The 21,169-nt window shown below is 64.3% G+C and carries 16 protein-coding genes and 1 tRNA gene; 4 read left to right on the top strand and 13 right to left on the bottom strand.

Annotated elements, in window-relative coordinates; genetic code table 11:
- Positions 1-26: 26 nt before the first annotated feature.
- From GGQ74_RS08525 to GGQ74_RS08535, 3 genes are all read right to left on the bottom strand, one after another.
- Positions 27-2,531, bottom strand: a complete 2,505-nt coding sequence (locus GGQ74_RS08525; protein ID WP_245168219.1) for a heavy metal translocating P-type ATPase — start codon at positions 2,529-2,531, stop codon at positions 27-29.
- A gap of 62 nt (positions 2,532-2,593) precedes the next feature.
- Entirely contained in the window at positions 2,594-2,794 is a 201-nt protein-coding gene (locus tag GGQ74_RS08530) for a FeoB-associated Cys-rich membrane protein (protein WP_167941148.1), read from the bottom strand.
- A 424-nt stretch (positions 2,795-3,218) separates the two neighbouring features.
- A complete protein-coding gene (locus GGQ74_RS08535; protein WP_167941149.1) occupies positions 3,219-5,129 on the bottom strand; it encodes a lytic transglycosylase in 1,911 nt (636 codons plus the stop codon).
- 157 nt (positions 5,130-5,286) lie between these two features.
- On the opposite strand from GGQ74_RS08535, the gene rlmB reads away from it, so the two are divergent.
- Positions 5,287-6,069 (top strand): 23S rRNA (guanosine(2251)-2'-O)-methyltransferase RlmB, encoded by a 783-nt coding sequence (rlmB, locus tag GGQ74_RS08540; protein WP_167941150.1) that lies wholly within the window; start codon positions 5,287-5,289, stop codon positions 6,067-6,069.
- Positions 6,070-6,377: 308 nt separating this feature from the next.
- On the opposite strand, the gene GGQ74_RS08545 is transcribed toward rlmB, so the two are convergent.
- The 6 genes from GGQ74_RS08545 to GGQ74_RS08570 form a co-directional block, all read right to left on the bottom strand.
- Positions 6,378-7,979, bottom strand: a complete 1,602-nt coding sequence (locus GGQ74_RS08545; RefSeq protein WP_167941151.1) for an ATP-binding protein — start codon at positions 7,977-7,979, stop codon at positions 6,378-6,380.
- A 33-nt stretch (positions 7,980-8,012) separates the two neighbouring features.
- The gene (locus GGQ74_RS08550) at positions 8,013-8,858 is read right to left on the bottom strand and encodes a hypothetical protein (protein ID WP_167941152.1); all 846 of its coding nucleotides are present in this window, start codon (positions 8,856-8,858) and stop codon (positions 8,013-8,015) included.
- Positions 8,855-9,103 carry a hypothetical protein gene (locus tag GGQ74_RS08555; protein ID WP_167941153.1) on the bottom strand — a complete coding sequence of 83 codons (249 nt, stop codon included), beginning with the start codon at positions 9,101-9,103 and terminating at the stop codon, positions 8,855-8,857. The genes GGQ74_RS08550 and GGQ74_RS08555 overlap by 4 nt, the downstream gene beginning before the upstream one ends.
- A gap of 64 nt (positions 9,104-9,167) precedes the next feature.
- Positions 9,168-9,503, bottom strand: a complete 336-nt coding sequence (locus GGQ74_RS08560; protein ID WP_167941154.1) for a hypothetical protein — start codon at positions 9,501-9,503, stop codon at positions 9,168-9,170.
- Positions 9,504-9,528: 25 nt separating this feature from the next.
- Positions 9,529-10,557 carry a sulfite exporter TauE/SafE family protein gene (locus GGQ74_RS08565; RefSeq protein ID WP_167941950.1) on the bottom strand — a complete coding sequence of 343 codons (1,029 nt, stop codon included), beginning with the start codon at positions 10,555-10,557 and terminating at the stop codon, positions 9,529-9,531.
- Positions 10,558-10,584: 27 nt separating this feature from the next.
- The gene (locus GGQ74_RS08570; protein WP_167941155.1) at positions 10,585-10,884 is read right to left on the bottom strand and encodes a DVU0150 family protein; all 300 of its coding nucleotides are present in this window, start codon (positions 10,882-10,884) and stop codon (positions 10,585-10,587) included.
- Positions 10,885-11,219: 335 nt separating this feature from the next.
- Between GGQ74_RS08570 and GGQ74_RS08575 the strand changes: the two genes are divergently transcribed.
- The 3 genes from GGQ74_RS08575 (at position 11,220) to GGQ74_RS08585 (ending at position 17,150) form a co-directional block, all read left to right on the top strand.
- The gene (locus GGQ74_RS08575; protein ID WP_167941156.1) at positions 11,220-13,871 is read left to right on the top strand and encodes a sigma 54-interacting transcriptional regulator; all 2,652 of its coding nucleotides are present in this window, start codon (positions 11,220-11,222) and stop codon (positions 13,869-13,871) included.
- Between the two features lie 40 nt (positions 13,872-13,911).
- Entirely contained in the window at positions 13,912-16,518 is a 2,607-nt protein-coding gene (locus GGQ74_RS08580) for a PEP/pyruvate-binding domain-containing protein (RefSeq protein WP_167941157.1), read from the top strand.
- Between the two features lie 545 nt (positions 16,519-17,063).
- Positions 17,064-17,150: transfer RNA gene (locus tag GGQ74_RS08585), tRNA-Leu, on the top strand.
- Positions 17,151-17,579: 429 nt separating this feature from the next.
- Here the strand turns inward: GGQ74_RS08585 and GGQ74_RS08590 are convergent.
- From GGQ74_RS08590 to GGQ74_RS08605, 4 genes are read right to left on the bottom strand one after another with little or no spacing between them, the layout of a single operon-like run.
- Positions 17,580-17,984: a response regulator gene (locus GGQ74_RS08590; protein WP_167941158.1), complete on the bottom strand. Its 405-nt coding sequence runs from the start codon at positions 17,982-17,984 to the stop codon at positions 17,580-17,582.
- A gap of 1 nt (position 17,985) precedes the next feature.
- Positions 17,986-18,957 carry a sensor histidine kinase gene (locus GGQ74_RS08595; protein WP_167941159.1) on the bottom strand — a complete coding sequence of 324 codons (972 nt, stop codon included), beginning with the start codon at positions 18,955-18,957 and terminating at the stop codon, positions 17,986-17,988.
- A complete protein-coding gene (locus tag GGQ74_RS08600) occupies positions 18,954-19,355 on the bottom strand; it encodes a response regulator (RefSeq protein WP_167941160.1) in 402 nt (133 codons plus the stop codon). Before GGQ74_RS08600 ends, GGQ74_RS08595 begins: the two co-directional genes overlap by 4 nt.
- Before the next feature lie 19 nt (positions 19,356-19,374).
- Entirely contained in the window at positions 19,375-21,051 is a 1,677-nt protein-coding gene (locus GGQ74_RS08605; RefSeq protein WP_167941161.1) for a sensor histidine kinase, read from the bottom strand.
- Positions 21,052-21,169 lie beyond the last annotated feature (118 nt).

The following is a 21,169-nucleotide window of genomic DNA, read 5'->3' on the forward strand; positions in this document are numbered from 1 at the left end:
CGCCAAAGTCTGGAATTCTTCCGAGGCTAGCCCCGGAAGAATCGAAGGCGAAGGGCGTTGGAGACCACTGTCACCGAGGACAGCGCCATGGCCGTTCCCGCGATCATGGGATTGAGGGTCGGCCCGCCGAAGATGTGCAGCACGCCTGCCGCCACGGGAATGCCCAGCGTGTTGAAGGCGAAGGCCCAGAAGAGATTCTGCCGGATGTTGCGCATCACCGCGCGCGACAGCGAGAGTGCCGTCACCACGCTGTGCAGCGAACTGCGCACCAGCACCACGTCGCCCGAATCCACGGCCACGTCGATACCGGAACCCATGGCCACGCCGCAATCCGCCTGCGCCAGCGCCGGGGCGTCGTTGATGCCGTCACCCACCATGGCCACGGCCAGCCCCTTCTCCTGCAATTCGCGCACGACCTCGGCCTTGCGCTCGGGCAGTACCCGCGAGGCCACCTCGTCGATGCCCGCCTGCGCCGCGATGGCCCGGGCGGTATTCTCGGCGTCGCCGGTGAGCATGATCACGCGAAGCCCCATCCGCCGCAGTTCGGCCACGACCCCGGGAGCCTCGTCGCGCATGGTGTCCGCGACGGCCAGAAGGCCAGCCAGCGCGCCATCCACGGCCATGAACAGCACCGTCTTGGCCTCGGCGGCGAGGCGCTCCGCAGCCACGGCGGCCTCTGCTCCCTCGGCTCCGACCACCGCGTTCTGCGTCATGCATTCCTGGTTGCCGATGAGCACCTCGCGTCCGGCCACGGTGGCGCGGATGCCGCGTCCGGGCAGGGCCTCGAAGGCCGTCTGCGTCGCCGGTGTTACACCGCGCGTCTCGGCCGCAGCCGTCACGGCGCGGGCAAGGGGATGCTCGGATACGCCCTCGGCTCCTGCGGCAAGCGCCAGAAGTTCCGCTTCGTCTCGCTTTGCGCCGGGTAGCGCCACGAGGTCCGTCAATTCAGGCTTGCCGTGGGTCAGGGTGCCGGTCTTGTCGAAGATCACGGCCCGCACGCCCTGCGCGGCCTGCAAGGCCTGACCGCTCTTGACCAGAACCCCCAGCTGCGCGCCTCGTCCGGTACCGACCATGATCGAGGTCGGCGTGGCAAGGCCCATGGCGCACGGGCAGGCGATGACCAGCACGGCCACGAAGATTCGCAGCGCGAAGGGGAATTCCGCACCGGACGCATACCATGCCACGCTCGCCACCACGGCCACGGTCATGACCGCAGGCACGAAGTGGAAGCTTACGCGATCGGCGAGGTCGGCGATGGGGGCCTTGGAACCCTGCGCATCGCGAACCATGCGGATGATGCGGGCCAGCGTGGTGTCGTCGCCAACGCGGTCGGCCCGGATGGTCAGCGCTCCCGAGCCGTTCATAGTGCCGCCGGCAACCCTGTCGCCCACGTCGCGCGTCACGGGGAGCGATTCGCCCGTCAACATGGACTCGTCCACGCCGGAACGCCCGGACACCACGGTCCCGTCCACGGGAATCCGCTCACCGGGGCGCACCAGGAGCAGGTCGCCCGGTTCCACCTCTTCGGCCGGAACCTCGCGCTGGGTGCCGTTCTCGTCCACCAAGAGGGCGGTGTCCGGGGCAAGGCGCATCAGCGCGCGGATGGCATCCGTGGTCTGGATGCGCGAGCGCGCCTCGAAAAATTTGCCAAGTGAAATCATGGCGATGAGCACGGCGGCGGATTCGTAATACAGATCCATGGCCCGCGTGTGGGCATTGACGCCTAGCGCGATCTCCATGGTGTTCCACAGGCTGTAGGCCAGCGCCGCGCCCGTGCCCACGGCGATGAGCGAGTCCATGTCCGGCGTGCGTCGCCACAGGTTGGGGAATCCGCGCAGGTAGAAGTGCCGCCCGGACCACACCACCGGCAGCGTCAGGGCCAACTGCGCAAGCGCGAAGGCCAGCGGGGAGTGCGCCGGGTCGAGCCACGCGGGAAGCGGCATGCCCACCATGTGCCCCATGGAGAGCACCAGAAGCGGCAGGGCGAACGCGAAGGCCGGAATGAGCCGTCGCCGCGCGGCGTCCAGTCTGTCCATCGCCTCCCGGCGACGCGTGTCGAAGGCATCTGCCGTGGCCGAAACGGGCTGCGAGGTGAAGCCGAGATTCGCGATGGCCTCCCTGATGGCGCGTTGCGAGGTGAGGTCGGGATCGAATTCAAAGGCTCCCGTCTCCGCAGCCAGATTCACGGCGGCGGATTTCACGCCCTCCATGCCACCCACAACGCGTTCGATGCGGCCCGAGCACGCCGCGCAGTGCATGCCGCCGAGGGCCAGCGTCACGCTACGCGTCTGCGCCGGGGCCTGCGTGTCGAAGCCCAGTTCGCGCACGCGTGTGGCAATGGCCTCGAAATCCGTGCGCGATGGATCGAAGGTCACGTCCAACGTCTCTGCGGCGAGGTTGACGTTCGCCACGTCCACGCCCTCCATGCCACCCACCACGCGTTCGATGCGTCCCGAGCACGCCGCGCAGTGCATGCCCTGCACCGGCGCGAGAATCCGCCTTTTCTCCCCGTTCGAAATCTGTCCAGTCATCTCCCTCGCGTCCTGTTCATGATGAGAAATCGCGTTTCGCCTGCGCTGAACCGAAGCTCATTCTACGCGCCGCCGCAGCCTCCGCAACCGCCGCAGCCGCCGTCCATGGGCAAGCCCTTGCCGCCCTTCGCGCCGCTGTCACATCCGTCGCAGCCGCAACCGCAACCGGACCCATTGCCCTTGCGCGTGTAGCGCCACACAAGATACAGCGCCGCCACCGTAATGATGACGACCACCGCCGCCACGTCCCAGAAATTCGTCATGGAACCCTCCACCTGTGCACTTTTTGGTTGTGCGCAATGCGTATTCTAATTCGGTGATAGTGAAATTCGTTTTCAACTAGTAGTGCCCGAAACGGATTGCGTCAAGGGGTAGCCGAGGGGCTGGGCGGGGCGAAATGGATGCCTCCGGCGGCCGGGCTCTGCCCGGACCCGGTCAAGGGGGTGACCCCCTTGACAATCCTCACTAGGGCTTCGTCGTGCAAAGCCGCACAGCTCGCCAAGGGCACCCACGTCCATCGCATGTCGGGGGTCCAGGGGGCCAGCGGCCCCTTGGCCGGCGGAGCCTACGTCTTGCATGTGGCCGTGAACGATACGTTTCGGCTAGGGCAAGCCTACGTCACGCCCCACCCACGGCGACGGTCGCTGCAGGTAGCGAAAAAAAGGGACCCCGAGGGGTCCCTTGTGGCTACTGGTAGAGCTTGAGGCTGTCGCCGGGGCGGATGTCCGGCGAGGAGAGGTTGTTCCACGCCATGATGTTGCGCGTGGTGACGCCGAAGCGCTTGGCGATGTCGTAGAGGGTATCGCCGGAGCAGACCCTGTAGGTGATGGTTTGGGTGGCCTTCTTGGCTTCGTTTCGGGCGAGGCGCGCGGCGTTGGCTCCCTGATCGGGGATGTAGAGATTCTGGCCGGGGCGCAGCGTCTCGTCGCGGGAGATACCGTTGGCGCGGGCGAGGGTGCCCACTGTGGTGTTGAAGCGCTTGGCCACGCCCCACAGGGTATCGCCGCTCTTCACGCTGTAGTTGGAGCGCGACTGGGCGAGCTGGCGGGTGCGGTCGGTGGAGGTTCCCGTATCCGGCAGGGCGAGTTTCTGCCCCGTGTGGATGCGGGCGCGGGTGGACAGGTTGTTCACGCGCGCGAGGGAGCCCATGCTTACGCCATGGTCGCGGGCGACGGACCACAGGCTGTCACCCTTGCGCACGGTGTAGCTGCCCTTAGAGCGCGTGGCCACGCGGGCGGGCGCTGCGGACTTGGAGTCGGACTCGCGGAGCTTTTCGGCCAGCATGCCCGAGGTTCCCTTGCCGGGGACTTTGATGCTCTGGCCGGGCCGCAGAAGGTTTCCGGTCCTGTCGTTGTAGGACTTGAGCACCGCGATGGGCACGCCGAAGCGGTTGGATATGCGGTACCACGAGTCGCCCTTGCGCACCTTGTAGAAGGTGTAGTAGCCCGAGTATTCCCTGAAGCCGGAGCTGGCCAGATAGGCCCGTGCGGCGTCGGCTCGGTCGGTGGGCACGTAGATGGTGCTCTTGCGCTCGGGGTGGGTTCCAGACTCGACGTAGGCCGGGTTCATGGTCCGGAAGTCGTCCCACGGCATGCCGATGGCCTTGGACATGGCACGCAGGTCCGTGCGCGGGCGGGTCTGGACGGCGGCGATGTTGGCCGGGGCGTCCCAGTTGGGCTGCGTGAAGCCCAGCGCTTCGAGGTTGCGCACGATCTTGATGACGGCCATGAGCTTGGGAACGTAGTTGCGGGTCTCCTTGGGCAGGTAGTAGAGCCGCTTGCCGCGACGCCAACGGTCCTGCTGCATCTGGGAGAGCTTGAAGAAGTCGTCGCAGCCGGAGCTTTTCACGGCGCGCATGACGCGGCCTTCTCCGGCGTTGTAGGCGGCCAGTGCGAGATACCAGTCGTCGAAGTCGTCATGCAGCTTGGAGAGGTAGTCTGCCGCGGCTATGGTGGACTTGTAGGGGTCGTAGCGCTCGTCGAGCCACCAGCCCACGTTGAGCCCGTACTTCTTGCCGGTGAAGGGCATGAACTGCCACAGACCCTTGGCACCAGCGTGGGAGCCTGCGCGGGGGTTGTAGCCGCTTTCGACGAAGGGCAGGTAGACGAGGTCGTGGGGCAGGCCGCGTTCGGCGAAGACCTGCCGCACGTAGGGCAGATAGGCTTCGGAACGTTCGAGCCAGCGGGTGAAGTGCTTGCGCCCCTTCTCGTCGTGGGTAAAATACCGGAAGAAGGAGAGCATCTCCTTGGTTTCCACGGAGTCCAACTCGAAGGTGATGTCGGCCTGCGTGGCCAGCGCCTGCTCTTCCTGTGGGGAGAGCGGGGTCGCCGAGTCCTTCTCCGCGAATTCCGCGACGGCGTCTTCGGTTGGTTGTTCCGGTTCTTCGCCGTGTTCCGGTGCGCTCTCCATATCGGCGCGCGAGACCTCCTGAACGGCGAGGGATGCGTCGCTTCCCGCATCGCGCTTCACTGTGGCGCAGGCGGAAAGGCCAGCCAGCGACAGCGTGAGCGCGAGGATGAGGACGAGACGGACCGCGGGACGCGAGACTCTCGTGACGGACCGGCATGCGGTCGCGTGGGTGGGTGCGTATTGTATCATCGGCTCAGGATGTGTTTCCGCTCGTTTGAGCATGCAAAGTTAAGGAAATATCTAGAAAACAGCAGTTCGAAGTCAAGAGAAATCGGGAAGGGGGCAGGGGGTGTCCGCTGCATGCTTCCCCGTTTTTCTGGCTGCGCACGGCAGGAATCGCAACGCAATGCACAACAAGGAAAACGTTCGGCAGTCCGCCGAGGCTGCGGACAATCTCGTTCCGGGCCGCAAGCCCGTTCTGGAACTCGTCCGCAACAGTCCCGACAACGTCGACATGGTCTTCGTTGTCGAGGGGGCGAAGAATCGTGACATCGGCGTCATTCTCGACGCATGCCGCGAGGCGCGGGTCCGCTTTCGCATGGTGGGCCGGGCGGACATGGAACGCATGTTCCCCGGCAATCATCAGGGCGTTTTGGCACGCACCTCGGCCACGGGATACACGGATCTGGAGGAACTTTTGCAACGCGCAGCGGATGCGCCGCTGCCGCTCATCGTCGCACTCGACCAGGTGCAGGATCCGGGCAACGTCGGCGCCATGGCCAGAACGCTGTATGCGCTTGGCGGCGCGGGACTCGTCGTCCCCAAGGACCGTACGGCGTACCTTGGCGCGGCGGCCGTGAAGTCCTCGGCCGGGGCGCTGACGCGGCTGCCCGTGGCCCGGGTGGTCAACCTCTCGCGGGCGCTCGACCGCTGCGAGGAGTTGGGCTGGCCCATCTACGGAGCCATAGTCGATCCAGCCGGACAGAACATGTACACGCAAGCCTTGTCAACTCCGGCAGTTCTCGTGATGGGCAATGAGGAGAAGGGGATACGCCCCAATGTCGCGAAAAGATGCTCGAAAAGATTAACGATTCCGCTGGGGCGGGATTTCGACTCCCTCAACGTGGCGCAGGCGGCGGCCATCATCATGGGAGAATTCGTCCGCCAGCGCATGATGGGGCGCGGCTGATCGCAGGCCAATTCCCTTGGATGCGACGCGCGAGGACCTCGTCCTGCCGTGCTTTTTTTCTTGGCCCAACCACACGACAGAGCCCCGGATGCCGGTCCGGGGCTCTTCGCGTAGGGGGGGTGCCATGATGCCCGTGGATGGGACGGGCGGGTTTCTTGTGTAAGGGCGCGTTCAGCGTCGCGCGGCGCGTGTGGTTCCCTCCTGCCGGTTGGCCGGGGACCCGATGTCCCCGGCCGTGCCGGTTGTGGGAGGGTGCGGGACGACGGCCGGGTGGTGCGTCGGCCGTCGTCCCCTGCGTATGGAGGCGGTCATTGTTTGGCGTCCGCGCCGTGGTCCCGATGGGGCGCGATATCGGGACCGGGAGTCATGGTTTCCGCATCCGCATTTGCGGGAAGCGCCTCTCCGGGTGCCCAGCGTTCGGCCAGATAGGGCATGAAGAGGAGCGTCACTGTGGTTCCATGGCCTTCCCTGCTGTGTAGCTCGACGCGTCCGCCGAATTCCTCGATGATCTTCTTTATCATGGCCAGACCGAGGCCCGAGCCCTGGTCCTTCGTGGTGTAGAAGGGGCTGAAGGCCCGTTCCATCTCGCTCTGGCTCATTCCTCGGCCCGTGTCCTCCACGATCAGGGCCACCATGTCCCCGCTGGTTCCCGTCGAGATGACGATCTTCCCGCCGCCGGGCATGGCTTCCATCGAATTCTTGAGAATGTTGATGAGACACTGCTTGATGCGGTCCGCCCCGCCCTGCACCTTGGGCAGCGGGTAGTCGCTTCGCGTGTCGAATTCGTAGTTCTGCTTGCCGTAGCCGATGCGCATCAGCTCCGCCACCTGGGAGACCACGGCGGCGAGGTCCACGGATTCGGACGGGTCCTTGGACGGGCGGGCGAAGCTGAGGATGCTGCCGAGGATGCGGTCCAGTCGCAGGCATTCCTCCTGTATGATCTCCAGCTTCTCGCGGTCCTTGCCGACAATGGCTTCGGAGCGCATGAGTGCGTGGACGAAACCGCCGATGGCGAAGAGCGGGTTCTTGATCTCGTGGGCGAGGTACATGCTCATTTCGCCGATGACGGCCAGTTTCTCGGATTGGCTCAACTGGCGCTCGCGCCGTGTGCGGGAGGTGATGTCGCGGCGCATGATCATCACGTGTTCCATGTCTCCGCTTTCGCCGAAGATGGGGTAGGAGTACACGCGGAAATACATGAGGTTTCCCTCGGGATCGACCCGTGTGAGCAGTGCTTCGGCCTTGGCCCGCGTGGTCAGCGTGGTGTGGAACGGGCATTTGCGGTTCGGCCCACGGCAGAAGGGGGTGCCCTGTGTCAGGGTCTGCACGTTCCAGCAGGGCTTGCCGATGAGCTCATGGCGTGCGGCTCCTGTGCGCGTCTGGACGTGGATGTTCATGTCCTCCACGCGTCCGCGCAGGTCGAGGAGCATAATGTCTTCGCGGATCTGCCCGGCCACGGCGTAGAGCAGCGCCTCGCTGCTCTGCAGGCGCGAGCGGGTGTGCGCTCCGGCCTGAAACAGGCTGTGCAGCCCGCACAGGAAGACGGCGGCCCCCCGGTCCATGAGTGACACGTGCGGCGGCAGTGCGTCGCGCAGTTCGCGGACGGTTGCCGAGCTACCGGTTAGGTCGATGACGATGTCGATATCCGGGTGCGTGTCGAGCATGGCCGCCCACGACTCGTGAACGGCCACCCCGCGCGAGCGCAGGGTGCGCACCCAGTTTAGGTTGAATTTCGGCTCGGCCACGGCCACAAGGCGCATGGGCGGCAGGAATTCCTCATAGTCCTCGCAGGAGAGGACCTCCACGATGGATAGGAAACCCGGACCGGTGCCGACGATGCCCACAGTGTACGTCTTGCCGTCGGCTTCCCAGAGGCAGGCGATTGGGGTGTCGTTATTGGTGTCGTGCACGTTGGTTCTCCTCGGTCCGGTCCGGGGTTCTGGCTAGTTTCGCAGCGCGACGAAGAAGCTCGGGGCTATCTTGGTGCGCATGTCCACGTTGGCGTGGGAAATTTCGTTTTGCACGGTATGTGCGGTCAGACTGCCGACCGGGGCGAGGTTCCGGTCGAGAATGGCGAGGGTGTCCCCTTCGCGTACGCCGTGGTTCGTTCCGAGGCCGAATACGACCTCCCAGTGGTCGCCGCGGCGGGCGAGCTTATAGATGGGGGCCACGCCGTTTGCGAGCAGTCTGTTCATCTCGCGGCCCTTCTCGCGGAAGACGGCCAGCCCGCACAGCGCGGCCAGCGGCATCGCGCCGAGCATCACCCACCACGGTTCCACGCCGAAGATGCGGCGGAACAGGGAGAGCTGGCTGGCGGCGAGGGCGGCGCGGTCGGGCACAATGCGTACGGTGTGGTAGGGGGCCAGCTCCTCTGGCGGGCAGCCTCGCAGAAATACGTCGAGCCGGGCGTCACCGAGGGCAGCGGAGTCCGAGACCCGCAGCAGCCCGCGCCACAGGCGGCCCTTGATCTCGATGAAATGCATGGACAGGCCGGGCGCAGTGGTGCTGTAGCGGATGTAGCCGTCGAGATTGGTTCCCGGCGCGCTGTTCTCCGCCTCGGCATGGACGCGTACGCCCTGTTCGCCCGGCGGGATGTACAGGTCACCCGAGACGAGGGTCTCTTCGCCACGGACCACGCAGAACATGGTCTTGTCCGTGCGGAAGCCGGCCTGCATTCCGTCCAGCGCGCCGAGGAGTACCAGCGAGCACATGACGAGGGTCAGCTTCTGGCAGAGGTCCGCGATGCCCTTGCGGCGTTCCGCCCTGTTTCTCGGGATGGCGTGGGTCATGCGGCTTCGGCCTCGGCGACGGTTTCGTTGGTTCTGAACCTGCGGATGAATATCCGCGCGGTGATCACGGTGACCAGGAGCGCGGGGAGGTAGACCTTGAGGAAGAAGATGGTCAGGTTCTCCGCCTTGGCAGACCCGTAGTACATGCACAGGCAGAGTTCGAGCAGCAGCATGATGTCCATGATGACCACGACGACCCTCTGCCGTGCGTTCAATCTGTCTTTTACGTCGCGTACGTTGAGCATGTCCGTTCTCTCCAGCCGGTGCCGCGCGCCCCGGGGAAGCGGGGCGCGCGGGCCGACGTTTGCGTTACTTCTTCGAAAGGTCCTGCTTGGAGACGTTCATGACCTTGAGGGCCATCTTCTGGGACCCCTTCACATCGTAGGCGATGCGCAGGACGTCGCCGGTCTCGGGGGTGATGCCGATCTTCGCTTCCTTGACGTTGAAGAGCGAGCGGATACCCGTGGAGTGGCCGTAGGGGTGATCCTTGGAGAAGTTGATATCGTATTCCTCCACCTCGATGGTGGCGGCTGCGGTATCGTATCCGAGGCATTTGCCCTGCACGACCTCCGCCGCGAAGGCGCTGCCGATGGTGAGGCAGGAGAGGATCAGGGCCGAAGCCAGAATGGTGATGATGCGCTTCATTTCATAACTCCCTTGTTTCTTTCGGTCAGGCGTTGGCCTGTTCGCGGGCCTTCTTCTCGCGAAGCTCCTGAGAGGCACCAACCCACATGATCTTGATGATCATCAGGCAGATGACGCCGATGGTGGAGAGAATGAGCACTGCAGCGGCGGCGGTGAGGCCAACCTGCTTCAGGATGATGGAGATCATGCAGCACAGCACGGCCGCGCCGAAAGCGAGGCGGATGCCGTAGCCCTTGGAGTACTTGGTGGCGACGGTGCCGATCTGCGCGCCGATGGCGGCGCCGGTGAGCATCACGAACACGGCCACGATTTCGATGCGGCCCTTCAGTGTGTAGGTGAAGGCGCCGTACAGGCCGGAGATCATAACCTCGAAGAGGTCGGTGCCGACGGCCACGTGGGTCGGGCAGCCAATGAGGTAGACGAGGGCGGGCATGCGGAGCAGGCCGCCGCCGATGCCGAGGAAGCCAGCCAGAACGCCGGTAACCATGGAGACCATGATGGGCAGCCACGCCGAGCAGGTGAAGCCGGAGCGGGTGAAGTGCACCATCGGGGGAATGTTCAGCTTGTGGAGGGTCTTGTACCAGGTCACGCCTTCAGCGCCGTGCTCGCCGGTCTTGCCCATCTTCTTGTTCTTCACGGCCTTGGCGTAGTCGTAGAAGACCATCCAGGCGATGAGGGCCAGGAAGACCACGTAGACCCAGCGGACCACGGAGCCGACCATGCCGAGACGCTCAAGGTACATGACGATCTGTGCACCTATTTCGATGCCGACCATTGTGCCTACGAGCATGACGATGCCGAGCTTGTAGTCCACGTTGCCGAACTTGGAGTGGCGCATGGTGGAGATCATGGATTTGCCCGCGATGTGGGCAATGTCCGTGCCGATGGCGAATGCCATGGGGAAGCCGAGAATGTTCAGGCCGGGGGTAACCATCCAGGCACCGCCCATGCCGAAGAACCCGCCGATGACGCCGACCGAGAAACCGATGAGTACCAGTCCCGGCCAGAAGATGTGCACGCCTGCGATGGGCATGTACATGTAGAGCCAGCTCATATCAGCCATGACGTTCCTCCCTGTGTCCTAGTGTTCGACGATCTTGCGCGAGTGCAGGTCGATGCCGGTGCGTTCCATGACCTTGTCCATGAGCCAGCCGAGAACGCATCCCATCACGGCGGTGAGAACAACGGCCCATACGGCGAACAGCAGAATGTTCGTGTTGTAGAGGTCCGCGAAGTACCGCATGATTTCGGAATTGATGAGCCGTGTGTCGGCCACGACAACGAGGTCGCTGGCCTTTTTGCCGCCCGCCCACGCCGCCTTGGCAAGGAGGGTGTTGAAGGCCATCACTGTGGCGAAGATGCCGAGAGTCCGCTTCTTCATGTCTATTCCTCCGTCTCTCGTTTGGGGTCCAAATCCTTTTTCGTACCAACCCCGGCATGGGCAGTGCCGGCTACTGCCCATGACCGGCATGTTCCCGCTGGTGGAGCGGCACCTGTGGTGCCTCTCCTGCCGCCGCCCGTCCGGTCCGTTCAGGTGTTTGCCTTTCCTGTCCCGGGGAGCGGTCTTGCGATACCCAGCGTAGAGCAAGGCGTATGCCAAAGTGAAAAAGTGTTTGACCTCCGCAGGTTGAGAGGGCTATTCACCGATTGACCACGCCCGATGTTGCGAGATAATTTCGTGATGCGTACAGGGAATGTGGGCAAGGAGGAGGGCGCATGGGTCTCTTCAACGGCAGGTTTCCATCGCTGGTACTGCGTGGCGGTCCGGAGGGCTTCGGGTTCTGGAGCATCGGCACCCGGCTCCTCATGTGGCTCATTCCGGCCGTGGTCTGCATCCTTGGCATATCCGGCCTCTTTTCCTACAGAGTGTCCTGCTCGTTCATCGACCTCGTCCTCGAACGCAACGTTCGCGTGCAGACCCTTGCAATCTCCCATCAGGTCGAACAGCTCTTCTCGAAATGTCGCGAGGATATCCTCTTTATTTCGCAAGGCGGCGTGAGCGCCGATGTTTTGCGTGATTTTGTTGCGCGAAACAGGTCCGCAGGCGGCGTGGACTATCGCGAGGCAGGGTTTGTTTCCAGCGATGGAGGCGGGCATTTCGTGATCGTATCGCGCAATGGCGATATGTCCGTGGCCGAGGACGGCGAGTTCGGTTCCATACGTCCCAATCCGCTGCTCACCTTCGACGAGGCCGAAGGCATCCGTCCCGGAGAGGTGCGTATCTCCCGCATTATCGAAATCGAATATCCGTTTGTGGGGCCGGAGGGCGCGCAGCAGCGCGTTTCCACCCATATCTTACGTTTCTTCACGCCCTGCGTTGGTCCCGAAGGCCGCGAGGGTCTACTCTTCGTCGGACTCGACGTCCGGCATGTCCGAAACATCCTGTCGCTGTACAACTCCGACAAATCGCCCCTGTGGGGCTATCCCCGCAGCAGTGAGGTCCGTTTCGCCTACCTCTTCGACAACGACGGCTGGATGCTCTGCCAGTCCGAGGAGTTGGAGAAAAAGGAGACCGCACTGTCCACCTATCTCGCGCGAGCGGGCATGGAGGGCACCCTCGGTCGTCCCGGCCTGTCCTGCGCGTTTCGTCCGTCATCGGGCAACAAGTTCTTCTGGGGGATGGTCTTCGAGAACCGCAGCGGCCAGAGCGGTATCATCCGCGAGGAGAACAGGGGGCATCACACGTCGAGCGTGAACGATTACTACCTCGCGTGGGCACCGCTGTTCTATGCTCCCGTGGCTGGCGGAGAGCGGCACGTGGTGGGTGGCATCGCCTTCGAGGATCGTAGCGTGTTGACCGTGGCGGCGGGCTACAAGCATCTGGACGTGATGTTCATCATCACCATAGTTTCCGCGTTACTTCTCGCCGCCGTGATCATTGGCGTGAGCCATTGCCTGACCCGACCCATCATGCAGTTGGCGAGAACCGTCGATCGTATGCACGACGAGGGCGAAATCCGCGAGATCGCGGTCAAGACGTCTGGCTACGAGGCCGAGCGTCTGCGCGATGCGTTCAATAGGATGATCGCCATCATGCGTCGTCAGATCGAGGAGATACGCCGCCGTGACGAAACCATTCGCGATGTGAGCCTGCGCGAGAAGGCGGCCTTGGATGATGAGGTGCCCGCCGTGCTCGCCGAGGACGACGTCATCCCCGAGATCATCGGCATTGGTCCGGAAATTGAACAGCTCAAGTCGGATATCGTTCGCGCCGCACAGGTGGATGTGGACGTGCTCGTCGTCGGCGAGACGGGAACCGGCAAGCAGTTGGCCGCAGAGGCCGTGCATCGCCACAGCCCGCGCCGCACGAAACCGTTCATTTCAATTAACTGTGGAGCGCTGGACGAGAACCTGCTGCTGGACACCCTGTTCGGCCACGTGCGCGGCGCGTTCACCGAGGCCCGCACCGACCGCAAGGGCGCGTTCCAGGAGGCCCATGGCGGAACCCTGTTCCTCGATGAGATTCAGTCCGCGTCGCCCAAGGTCCAGCAGTCGCTCCTGCGCGCCATTGCCATGCGCAAGATCAAGCCGCTGGGCAGTGACCGCGAGGTCGACGTCAACGTCCGGCTCATTGCGGCCACCAACGCCGATCTCCCCGAGGAGATTCGCGAGGGACGCTTCCGGGAGGACCTCTACTTCCGGCTGAAGGTCATCATGCTCTCCACCCCCCCGCTTCGGCGGCACCGCGAGAGCATTCCGGCCCTTGCGCAGCACTATCTGCACAAGGCCGAGGCCGTGGCCGGACGCAAGGGGTTGGCCCTCAGCAAGGGAGCGCTGGAGAAGCTGCGTGAATACGACTGGCCGGGGAACATTCGCGAACTGGTCAACGTCATCACCCGCGCGGCGGTCATGAGCACGCGTTCCGTCATCCAGGCCGAGGACATTCGGTTGGAGGACGAGGACGATCGCATCAGAACGCGCGGGTGGGCCGAGATCGAATCGGCGTGGACCGGCGCGGACGAATCGTTGCCAGAGGAGCCGTTTGGCCTGCCGTCTCCGTCGCAGAGTGAAACGGAGGCCAGCTCCGCAAGCGTTGCGTCCTCTTCCGACCGCGCTCCTGCGGGGTGGGGCGCATCTGCGGACTCCGCCAGACCGGAGCCGCCTGCATCGCCCAAGCCCGCCGCGCCGCGTCGCCCCTCGCGGGCGCAGGCCGAGCCGATCGAGGTGGGGGATGAGTTGAATATCCGCCAGCAGCGGGCCATAGAGGTCATCCGCCGCCGTGGCGAGATTACCCGCAGTGGCTATCAGAAGCTCGTGGGCGGCGATCTGCCCTCGCGCACGGCCATCTACGACCTGCAGGACCTCGTGAAGAAGGGCCTGCTCAAAAAGACGGGCAAGGGACCGGCCACCAAGTACGTTTCGGTGTGATGCGGCCTCGGACCGGATTCCAGCCCGAAAGCGAGACGGTATGTTGCGATTGCCATTCCTTTCGCGTGGAATCCGGCGGGAACGCGTCGAGCGTCCCGACGCGGCGGAGCGTTTTCGCGAGCGCTACGCGCGCTTCAAGTCCCTGCTCGAATCCAACTCCGAACTTCTGACTCTCATCGCAGACCTCGAAGAGAAGCTCCGGGGCGAGACGCCGTTGACCATGGCCTACGTGCGCGAGCAGTCCTCGCGGGCCATGTTTCATACGGCGCGGATGGTCGATGCCATAAACGACCTCTCCGGCGGCCGACATGCGCGTCTGCGTGACGATCTCGAACGCATCCGCGCGCAGGTTCTCGACGTGGCCGAACGCCCGCCAGCGCCGCCGGATTGCGACCTCGTCATGCCGCATTGCGACATTTCCGTGGACATGGGGCATCTGGTCGGCGGCAAGAACGCGCACCTCGGCGAGATGTGCCGCGCCGGGGTTCCTGTCCCGCCGGGCTTCGCCGTGACCACTGCGGGATATTATCGCCTCGTGGAGCATGGCCGTATTCTGGACGGCATTCGCAAGGCCCTGCGCGGGGCCGATCCCTCGGATACCGCCTCCCTGTCCCGCGTGTCCGAGGACGTGCAACGCCTATTTCTCTCCGCCGAGCTGCCCCCGGACTTGTCGCAGGCCATCATGACCGCCCATGCCGACATGTGCCGCGCCGCCGGTGCGGCCTCCATGCCCATAGCCATGCGGTCCAGCGCCATCGGCGAGGATGGGGAACTCTCCTTTGCCGGGCAGTATCTCACCGTGCTCAACGTCCCTCGCGAGCGCGTGCTGCGGACCTATTCCATGGTTCTCGCCAGCCTCTTCACGCCGCGCGCCATCGCCTACCGCCTGCACATGGGCATTCCCTCCGAGAATGTCGCCATGAGCGTGGCCTGTCTCGGCATGATCGAGGCGGTGGCCAGCGGCGTCATGTATTCCCGCAGCCCGGTCGATTCCGCAGACGATCGGGTGTTGGTCAACGCCGTGTGGGGGCTTGGTCCCTACGCCGTGGATGGCGTGGTCACCCCCGATGCCTATCTGCTTTCCCGCGAGGAACCGCCGCGTCTTGTCGAGCGTCGAGTGGCCGTGAAGCCCGTGCGCCTTGAAGGCGGAGAGGGCGGGGACCTGCGCGAGGTCGTCGTGCCGGATGACGTGGCCGCCGCACCCTGTCTTTCCGATGCGCAGGCCGTGGAACTCGCCACCTGCGCCCTGCGTCTTGAACGGCATTTCAAGGTGGCGCAGGATATGGAGTGGGCGCTCGATCCCCGGGGTAATCTCGTTTTCCTGCAATCGCGGCCCCTGCATGCCTGTACCCAAGCCTCGCAGACGGCGGACGCCCCGCCCGTGGCGGGAGCCGAGGTGCTCATGGAGGGCGGGGACACCGCCTGCCCCGGCGTGGGCAGTGGGCCGGTGCACCTTGTCCGTAGTGACGAGGATCTCGCGAATTTCCCGGATGGCGCGGTGTTGGTGGCCGCCCATTCCTCGCCGCGCTACGTCGTCGTGCTGCCGCGTTCGGCGGCGGTCATCACTGCGGCGGGCAGCGTGACCGGGCACATGGCCTCCCTTGCGCGCGAGTTCGGCGTTCCCGCCGTCTTCGGCGCGACAAAGGCCATGACCCTCGCCCCCGGACGAGTCGTCACCGTGGATGCCACCCGCCGTCGCATTTACGCCGGAGAGGTGCAGGGGCTGTCCCACGAGTGCATGCCCGCGCGTCCCGTCTTTTCCGGCACGCCCGTCCACCGCTCCCTTGAGGCGCTGGGGCGGCACATCATTCCCCTCAATCTCACCGACCCCAAATCCCCGGATTTCGTCCCGGGCAACTGTCGCACCGTGCACGACATCATGCGCATGTGCCACGAGTTCTCCTACCGCGAGATGTTCGCCATCAGCGACATGGCCGCGCAGGCGGGCGGCGTGTCCGTGCGCCTCGAAGCCCGGCTGCCGCTTGATCTGCACATTATCGACCTTGGCGGTGGTCTTGCTCCGCACTCCCACAGTGCGCGGCAGGTCGTTCCCGATGAGGTCACCTCCGAACCCTTCGCGGCCCTGCTGTCCGGCATGCTGCACGACGGCCTGCAACGGCGCGGGCCCGCTCCGGTCAGCCTCGGCGGGTTCCTTTCCGTCATGAGCCAGCGCATGATGGCTCCGCCGGAGGTCGGGCACGAGCGTTTTGGCGACCGCAGCTACGCCATCATTTCCGACCGTTACCTCAACTTCAGCTCCCGCGTGGGCTACCACTACAGCGTTCTCGACGCGTGGTGCGGCGACGTGGTCAACGAGAACTTCATCAACTTCGAGTTCAAGGGCGGTGCCGCCGACGACGTCCGGCGCACCCGACGCGCCCGCGCCATCGCGCTCATCCTCGAAGCCCTCGGCTTCCGCGTGCGTACCAGCAGCGACCGCGTCGTGGCGCGCTATCGCAAGTATTCCCCGTCAGACACCCGCGAACGCCTCGACCAACTCGGCCGCCTGCTCATTTTCACTCGCCAGATGGATATGCTCATGAACGGCGAGCAAAGCGTCGCCCACGCCGCGGAAAGCTTCCTCGCCGGGCGCTACGGCTGGGAACCGCCCGCCGATGGCACCAGCGTGGCCGCGCGTGACGACTAACCGCCTGCGCGGTGCGCGAGAGGGTGGGAAGGGGAAGGCAAGGCCTCCGGCGGCCGGGGCTCTGCCCCGGACCCCGCTCAAGGACCGTGGGCCCTTGAGAATCCCAACTAGGGTTTTGTCGCGCAAAGCCGTACGGCCCGCCAAGGGCAGACGGTCTCTCGCATGTCGGGGGTCCAGGGGGCCAGCGGCCCCTTGGCCGCCGGAGGCTACGTCTTGCATGTGGCCGTGAACGAAACGGCACGGCCATGCGAGGTCTAGCGGTGTGAACGGCCTACGCACCCCACCGAACGATATGCTGTGCCGACGGACATCGTGGGCGATACGGCTCGTTATGCCCTGTAGGTGTTCATTGTGTTCAAAAGGCATGCAACATTCCGATTTCAATAATAAAAGTTTGAACAACCGCGCTTGGGGACGTTGGGGCGCTCCGGGGTGGCGGGTGTGGCGCGAAAGATTTTTTGGGGCCGATGACAGAAAAGCCTTGCCAAGGTCGAAAAAATGTTCCATATCGCCGTCTCCGGACGCGATTGTGTCTGGTACCCCGTGCCGGGGTGGTGGAATTGGTAGACACGCTATCTTGAGGTGGTAGTGGCCGAAAGGCCGTGGGAGTTCGAGTCTCCCCTTCGGCACCATGAGAATGAAAGCCTCCAGCGAAAGCTGGGGGCTTTTTTCGTATGCGGCGTCCGCCGCGTCCTTTGGGCTTCGCCCCGCTTCCCCTACACACGCCCTAAACATCTTCCTGATCACCTTCCCCTTATTCGGGGTTCCAAGGGAGCCGCGATCCCTTGGCCGCCGGAGGCAACGGCTTGCACGTGGCCGCGAACGATACGGTCCGCCCTAGGCTTGTCTCACGTTCATCGGATAGCGCCACGCTCCTCCACGGGCTTGCCTCGCATTCCCCCGAGGGCGCCACGCTCCGCACCCGGCAACGCCGTCGTCCATCGAAAATGAAAGGACCCGGGTCAGCCGAAGCCGACCCGGGTGGAGGAGAGAGGGGACAACCGCCAATTGTCCCGTCCGAGGGAGGGTGTGTATGTGATCCGCGATTGCCCTCGCGGGGGTCACTCCTTGCGTGGATTTCTGCGAATTTTCGAATTCTCGAAGGCCCAGCGTATCTTGCGTACGATTTCCTTGGTGGGGCAGGGCTTGAGGAGGTAGTCGAACGCGCCTAGGCGCATCATTTCCATGGCGTCGTCCACGGAGGCGTGTCCGGTGAGGACGATGACCTCTGCGTCGCAGCCCATGGCGCGCATGCCCTTGTAGGTGCCGATGGCGTTGAGTCCCGGCATCTTCATATCCAGTAGGACGACGTCGCAGGCGGTGTCCCGGAGGATTTCGAGGGCGGACTCGCCGCAGTCGGCGCAGACGGGGGTGATGTCGTCCTGAATGCCGAGCATGCGGACCATGTTGTCGCGGAATGCGGGTTCGTCGTCGACGATGAGCACGTTGATGCGATTGGTGTCCATGTCATGCCTCGCGAAGGTTGTGGCCGTTGGCGCGTGGTGTTTCTGGGCCTGTGAGTGGGAGGCGAATGGTGAACGCTGCGCCGGAACCGGGCCGGTTTTCGGCCGAGAGCGTCCCGCCGAGTCGGGTCACGATACCCTGACAGATGGACAGGCCGAGTCCCGTTCCCTTGCCCGGGGGCTTGGTGGTGAAGAACGGGTCGAAGATGCGGTCCATGCTGTCCTTGGGGATGCCGGGGCCGGTGTCGGAAATTTCGATGGCTGCGCATTGGCCGTTGCGGGCGGAGGAGAGGAAGACGCTCCCGTCGCGGTCCACGGCCTGCACTGCATTGTTCAGAATGTTGAGTATGACTTGCCGCATGAGGGGCGAGTCCGTGGGGACGTGGGGGAGGGTGCTGTCGTAGCTGCGAACGAGGCGTATGCCACGTCCCTGCGCGTCCTTTTCGACGAGTAGCGCCATATCTTCCACGAGGGCGTTGAGGTCTGTGGGTTGGGGGACGGTGCCCGCCTTGCGCGCGAACTGGAGCATTGAGTGGGTGATGGTGCGGCAGCGTTCGACCTGCGTGGAGATCTGGTCGAGGCTGTGGCGCAGTCCGGTTGCCGTATCGCCGCTGGCGGCCGGTTGTTCGAGGAGGTGCTCCATCCATTCGGCTTCCTGACCGATGATGGCCAGCGGGGTGTTGATCTCGTGGGCGATGCCGGAGGAGAGCTGCCCGAGGGCTGCGAATTTCTGCGTCTGGATGAGCTGCTCGTCCAGCACCCGGGGTGGTTCGTGCCGGGGGGGCGTGGTGTTGAGAAGCTGGCGGGCCGAGGCGAAGGTCATGCCTGCGGCCGCTACGGCGGGGATGAGCCATGCCGGACCGCTTCCGACCATGGCGGCGAGCCCCGCGCATACCATGACCGCCAGCGGAACGGCGCACAGATGGGTGATGCGCGTTCCGGCCGGGAGGGATGCGTGGAGTGGGGTGCACGTCATCGTCCCAGCTCCGCGTGCTGTTCGTTAAGGCGCTTGCGGTCGCGGGCGCGCAGGATGCGTTCCAGCAGGTCGTCGATCTTGAAGGGCTTCATGACGTAGTCGTACGCGCCGAGGCTCATGCCCGTGAGGCCGGATTCCACGGAACCGTGGCCGGTGAGCATGATGACCTCGACGAGCGGGTGGTGCTTCTTGAGTTCGCGCAGGGTTTCGATGCCGTCCATGCCGGGCATCTTGACGTCGAGCACGACGACGTCGGCCTCGTTGTCGGCCAGCCACGCCAATGCCTCCGGGCCGCTATGCGCGCCGTGCACGTCGAGGTTGCGCTTGGAGAAGCGCTTGACGAAGAGCTTGATAAAATCGGGTTCGTCGTCCACGACCAGTACCTTGAGCTGTGCCATATGGTGCTCCTTGGTTCCGCTAGGCGCCGTTGGCCATGCCGGGCGCGGAGTGAACGGGCAGTCGCACGTCGAATGTCGTGCCGTCGCCCGGCGTGCTGTCCACGAGAATGGTTCCGCCGAGTTTCTGCATGATGCTGTAGGCGATGGCGAGGCCGAGGCCCGTGCCTTCGCCGACCTTCTTTGTCGTGTAGAAGGGGTCGAAGATGCGTCCGAGGTCTTCGCGGGGGATGCCGGAACCGGTGTCCGTGACGGTGATGAAGACCTGTTCGGCGTCGCGGTCGTATCCGGTGCGCAGGGTGACGGAACCGTCCTTCTCAACGGCGTCGATGGCGTTTTCGGTGATGTTCAAGAGCACCTGCTGCACCTGCGCCGTGTCGGTGGTGACGCGCGGCAGGTCGCGCCGGAATTCGGCCGTCAGCTCAATGTTGCGGTAGAGGGCCTCGTTTTCGAGGAAGGTGAGGGTCTGGGCCGCGATGTCGTTCACGTCCACGTTTTCCTGCATGGGCTCCATGCGCCGCGCGAAGCCGAGCATGCGGTGGGTCACGCTGCGTGCGCGGTCCACGTGCAGTTCGATCTTGTTCACGGCGTCCTCGATCTCCTCGAAGTTCGCGATAGACTCGGGGTCCTCCTCGGTCAGTAGATCCTTGATCCATCCCGCGCTTTCCTGAATGAGCGAGAGCGGGTTGTTGACCTCGTGGGCCACGCCAGCGGCGAGCTTGCCGAGCGCCGCCATCTTGGACGCCTGCATGAGGCTGGCGTCGAGGGCTGCCTTTTCGCGTTCGGCGTTGATGAGCTTGCGGACGGTGGAATTGGTGGAGAGCATGGTTCCTATGAGGATGAGGATCATGACGACGCCTAGAAGCGTCATGACGATCCACTGGGTGCGGAACAGGGGAGACATTTCTTCGGTTGGGTCTTCGAGCACCACAAGGAGCCACGGGGCGCGGTTTAGCCATGCGCGGCCGACGATGCGCCGCGATCCGTCGAGGTCCATGTCGTCGACCCGCGCGCCGGGGCAGGGGGCCAGCATGGGCAGCGGCGAAGGATCGAGAACCTTGCCGGAGAAGCGCGGCGTGGTCTGGAGCTGGCCGTCGCGGTTGACGAGCCATGCGTCTCCCGCGTCGCCGAGTTGGACTGTGCGCACAAGGGAATCGAAGACGTCGGAGTCGATGGTGGCGCGCAGAATCCAGTTTCTGTCGCCCTCGTGGGCGGAGACGGCCACGATGATGTGCGGGAAATTGCGGAAGCCCATAAACACGTCGCTGACGTAGACGCCTTTGAGCATGGCCTCGTGGAACCACTGCTCGTTCTTGTAGTTGACGTGCTTGAGCGGATAGGGGCCGACGTAGGCTGTGTGGTTGCCGTCGGCGTCGATGACGCCCATGTCCACGAAGGAGCCGGAATTGACCTGTACCGTACGGAATACAGCCTCCAAGGCTTTCTGACGAGAAAGCTCGCCGAAGGTGTGCGTCTGGGCCAGCGTCTTCAACTGGGAGATGCGCTCGTCGAGGAACATGTCGATGGAGCTGCGCTTGTTGTTGACGATGACCTGCATCTGTCCCTTCACCTTGCCCGTGTAGGCCCGCTTGAACTGGTCGTGGATGATGAAGCCCAGCGCCAGAAGCGGGACCAGCGAGAAGAGCAGTATGGTTGAGGAGAGTTTGAGGCGAAGTCTGCGGTAGTCCTGCGTGTTCATTTTCAGGGTCCTTGTTCATCGTCCCGTTCCGGGGGCGTCCGGAACATGCCGGTACGGTAGCAAGGGACGTTCCAGCAAATCTCGCAACGCATTATGCATTGATATAGCACGCCTTTTT

Source organism: Desulfobaculum xiamenense (assembly GCF_011927665.1).
Classification (GTDB): Bacteria; Desulfobacterota; Desulfovibrionia; order Desulfovibrionales; family Desulfovibrionaceae; genus Desulfobaculum; species Desulfobaculum xiamenense.

Bases quoted from the DNA above. Each gene is read 5' to 3' on its own strand.
- GGQ74_RS08525 (WP_245168219.1), bottom strand. From the start codon at position 2,531: ATGACTGGACAGATTTCGAACGGGGAGAAAAGGCGGATTCTCGCGCCG.
- GGQ74_RS08530 (WP_167941148.1), bottom strand. From the start codon at position 2,794: ATGACGAATTTCTGGGACGTGGCGGCGGTGGTCGTCATCATTACGGTG.
- GGQ74_RS08535 (WP_167941149.1), bottom strand. From the start codon at position 5,129: ATGATACAATACGCACCCACCCACGCGACCGCATGCCGGTCCGTCACG.
- rlmB (WP_167941150.1), top strand. From the start codon at position 5,287: ATGCACAACAAGGAAAACGTTCGGCAGTCCGCCGAGGCTGCGGACAAT.
- GGQ74_RS08550 (WP_167941152.1), bottom strand. From the start codon at position 8,858: ATGACCCACGCCATCCCGAGAAACAGGGCGGAACGCCGCAAGGGCATC.
- GGQ74_RS08555 (WP_167941153.1), bottom strand. From the start codon at position 9,103: ATGCTCAACGTACGCGACGTAAAAGACAGATTGAACGCACGGCAGAGG.
- GGQ74_RS08560 (WP_167941154.1), bottom strand. From the start codon at position 9,503: ATGAAGCGCATCATCACCATTCTGGCTTCGGCCCTGATCCTCTCCTGC.
- GGQ74_RS08565 (WP_167941950.1), bottom strand. From the start codon at position 10,557: ATGAGCTGGCTCTACATGTACATGCCCATCGCAGGCGTGCACATCTTC.
- GGQ74_RS08570 (WP_167941155.1), bottom strand. From the start codon at position 10,884: ATGAAGAAGCGGACTCTCGGCATCTTCGCCACAGTGATGGCCTTCAAC.
- GGQ74_RS08575 (WP_167941156.1), top strand. From the start codon at position 11,220: ATGGGTCTCTTCAACGGCAGGTTTCCATCGCTGGTACTGCGTGGCGGT.
- GGQ74_RS08580 (WP_167941157.1), top strand. From the start codon at position 13,912: ATGTTGCGATTGCCATTCCTTTCGCGTGGAATCCGGCGGGAACGCGTC.
- GGQ74_RS08590 (WP_167941158.1), bottom strand. From the start codon at position 17,984: ATGGACACCAATCGCATCAACGTGCTCATCGTCGACGACGAACCCGCA.
- GGQ74_RS08595 (WP_167941159.1), bottom strand. From the start codon at position 18,957: ATGACGTGCACCCCACTCCACGCATCCCTCCCGGCCGGAACGCGCATC.
- GGQ74_RS08600 (WP_167941160.1), bottom strand. From the start codon at position 19,355: ATGGCACAGCTCAAGGTACTGGTCGTGGACGACGAACCCGATTTTATC.
- GGQ74_RS08605 (WP_167941161.1), bottom strand. From the start codon at position 21,051: ATGAACACGCAGGACTACCGCAGACTTCGCCTCAAACTCTCCTCAACC.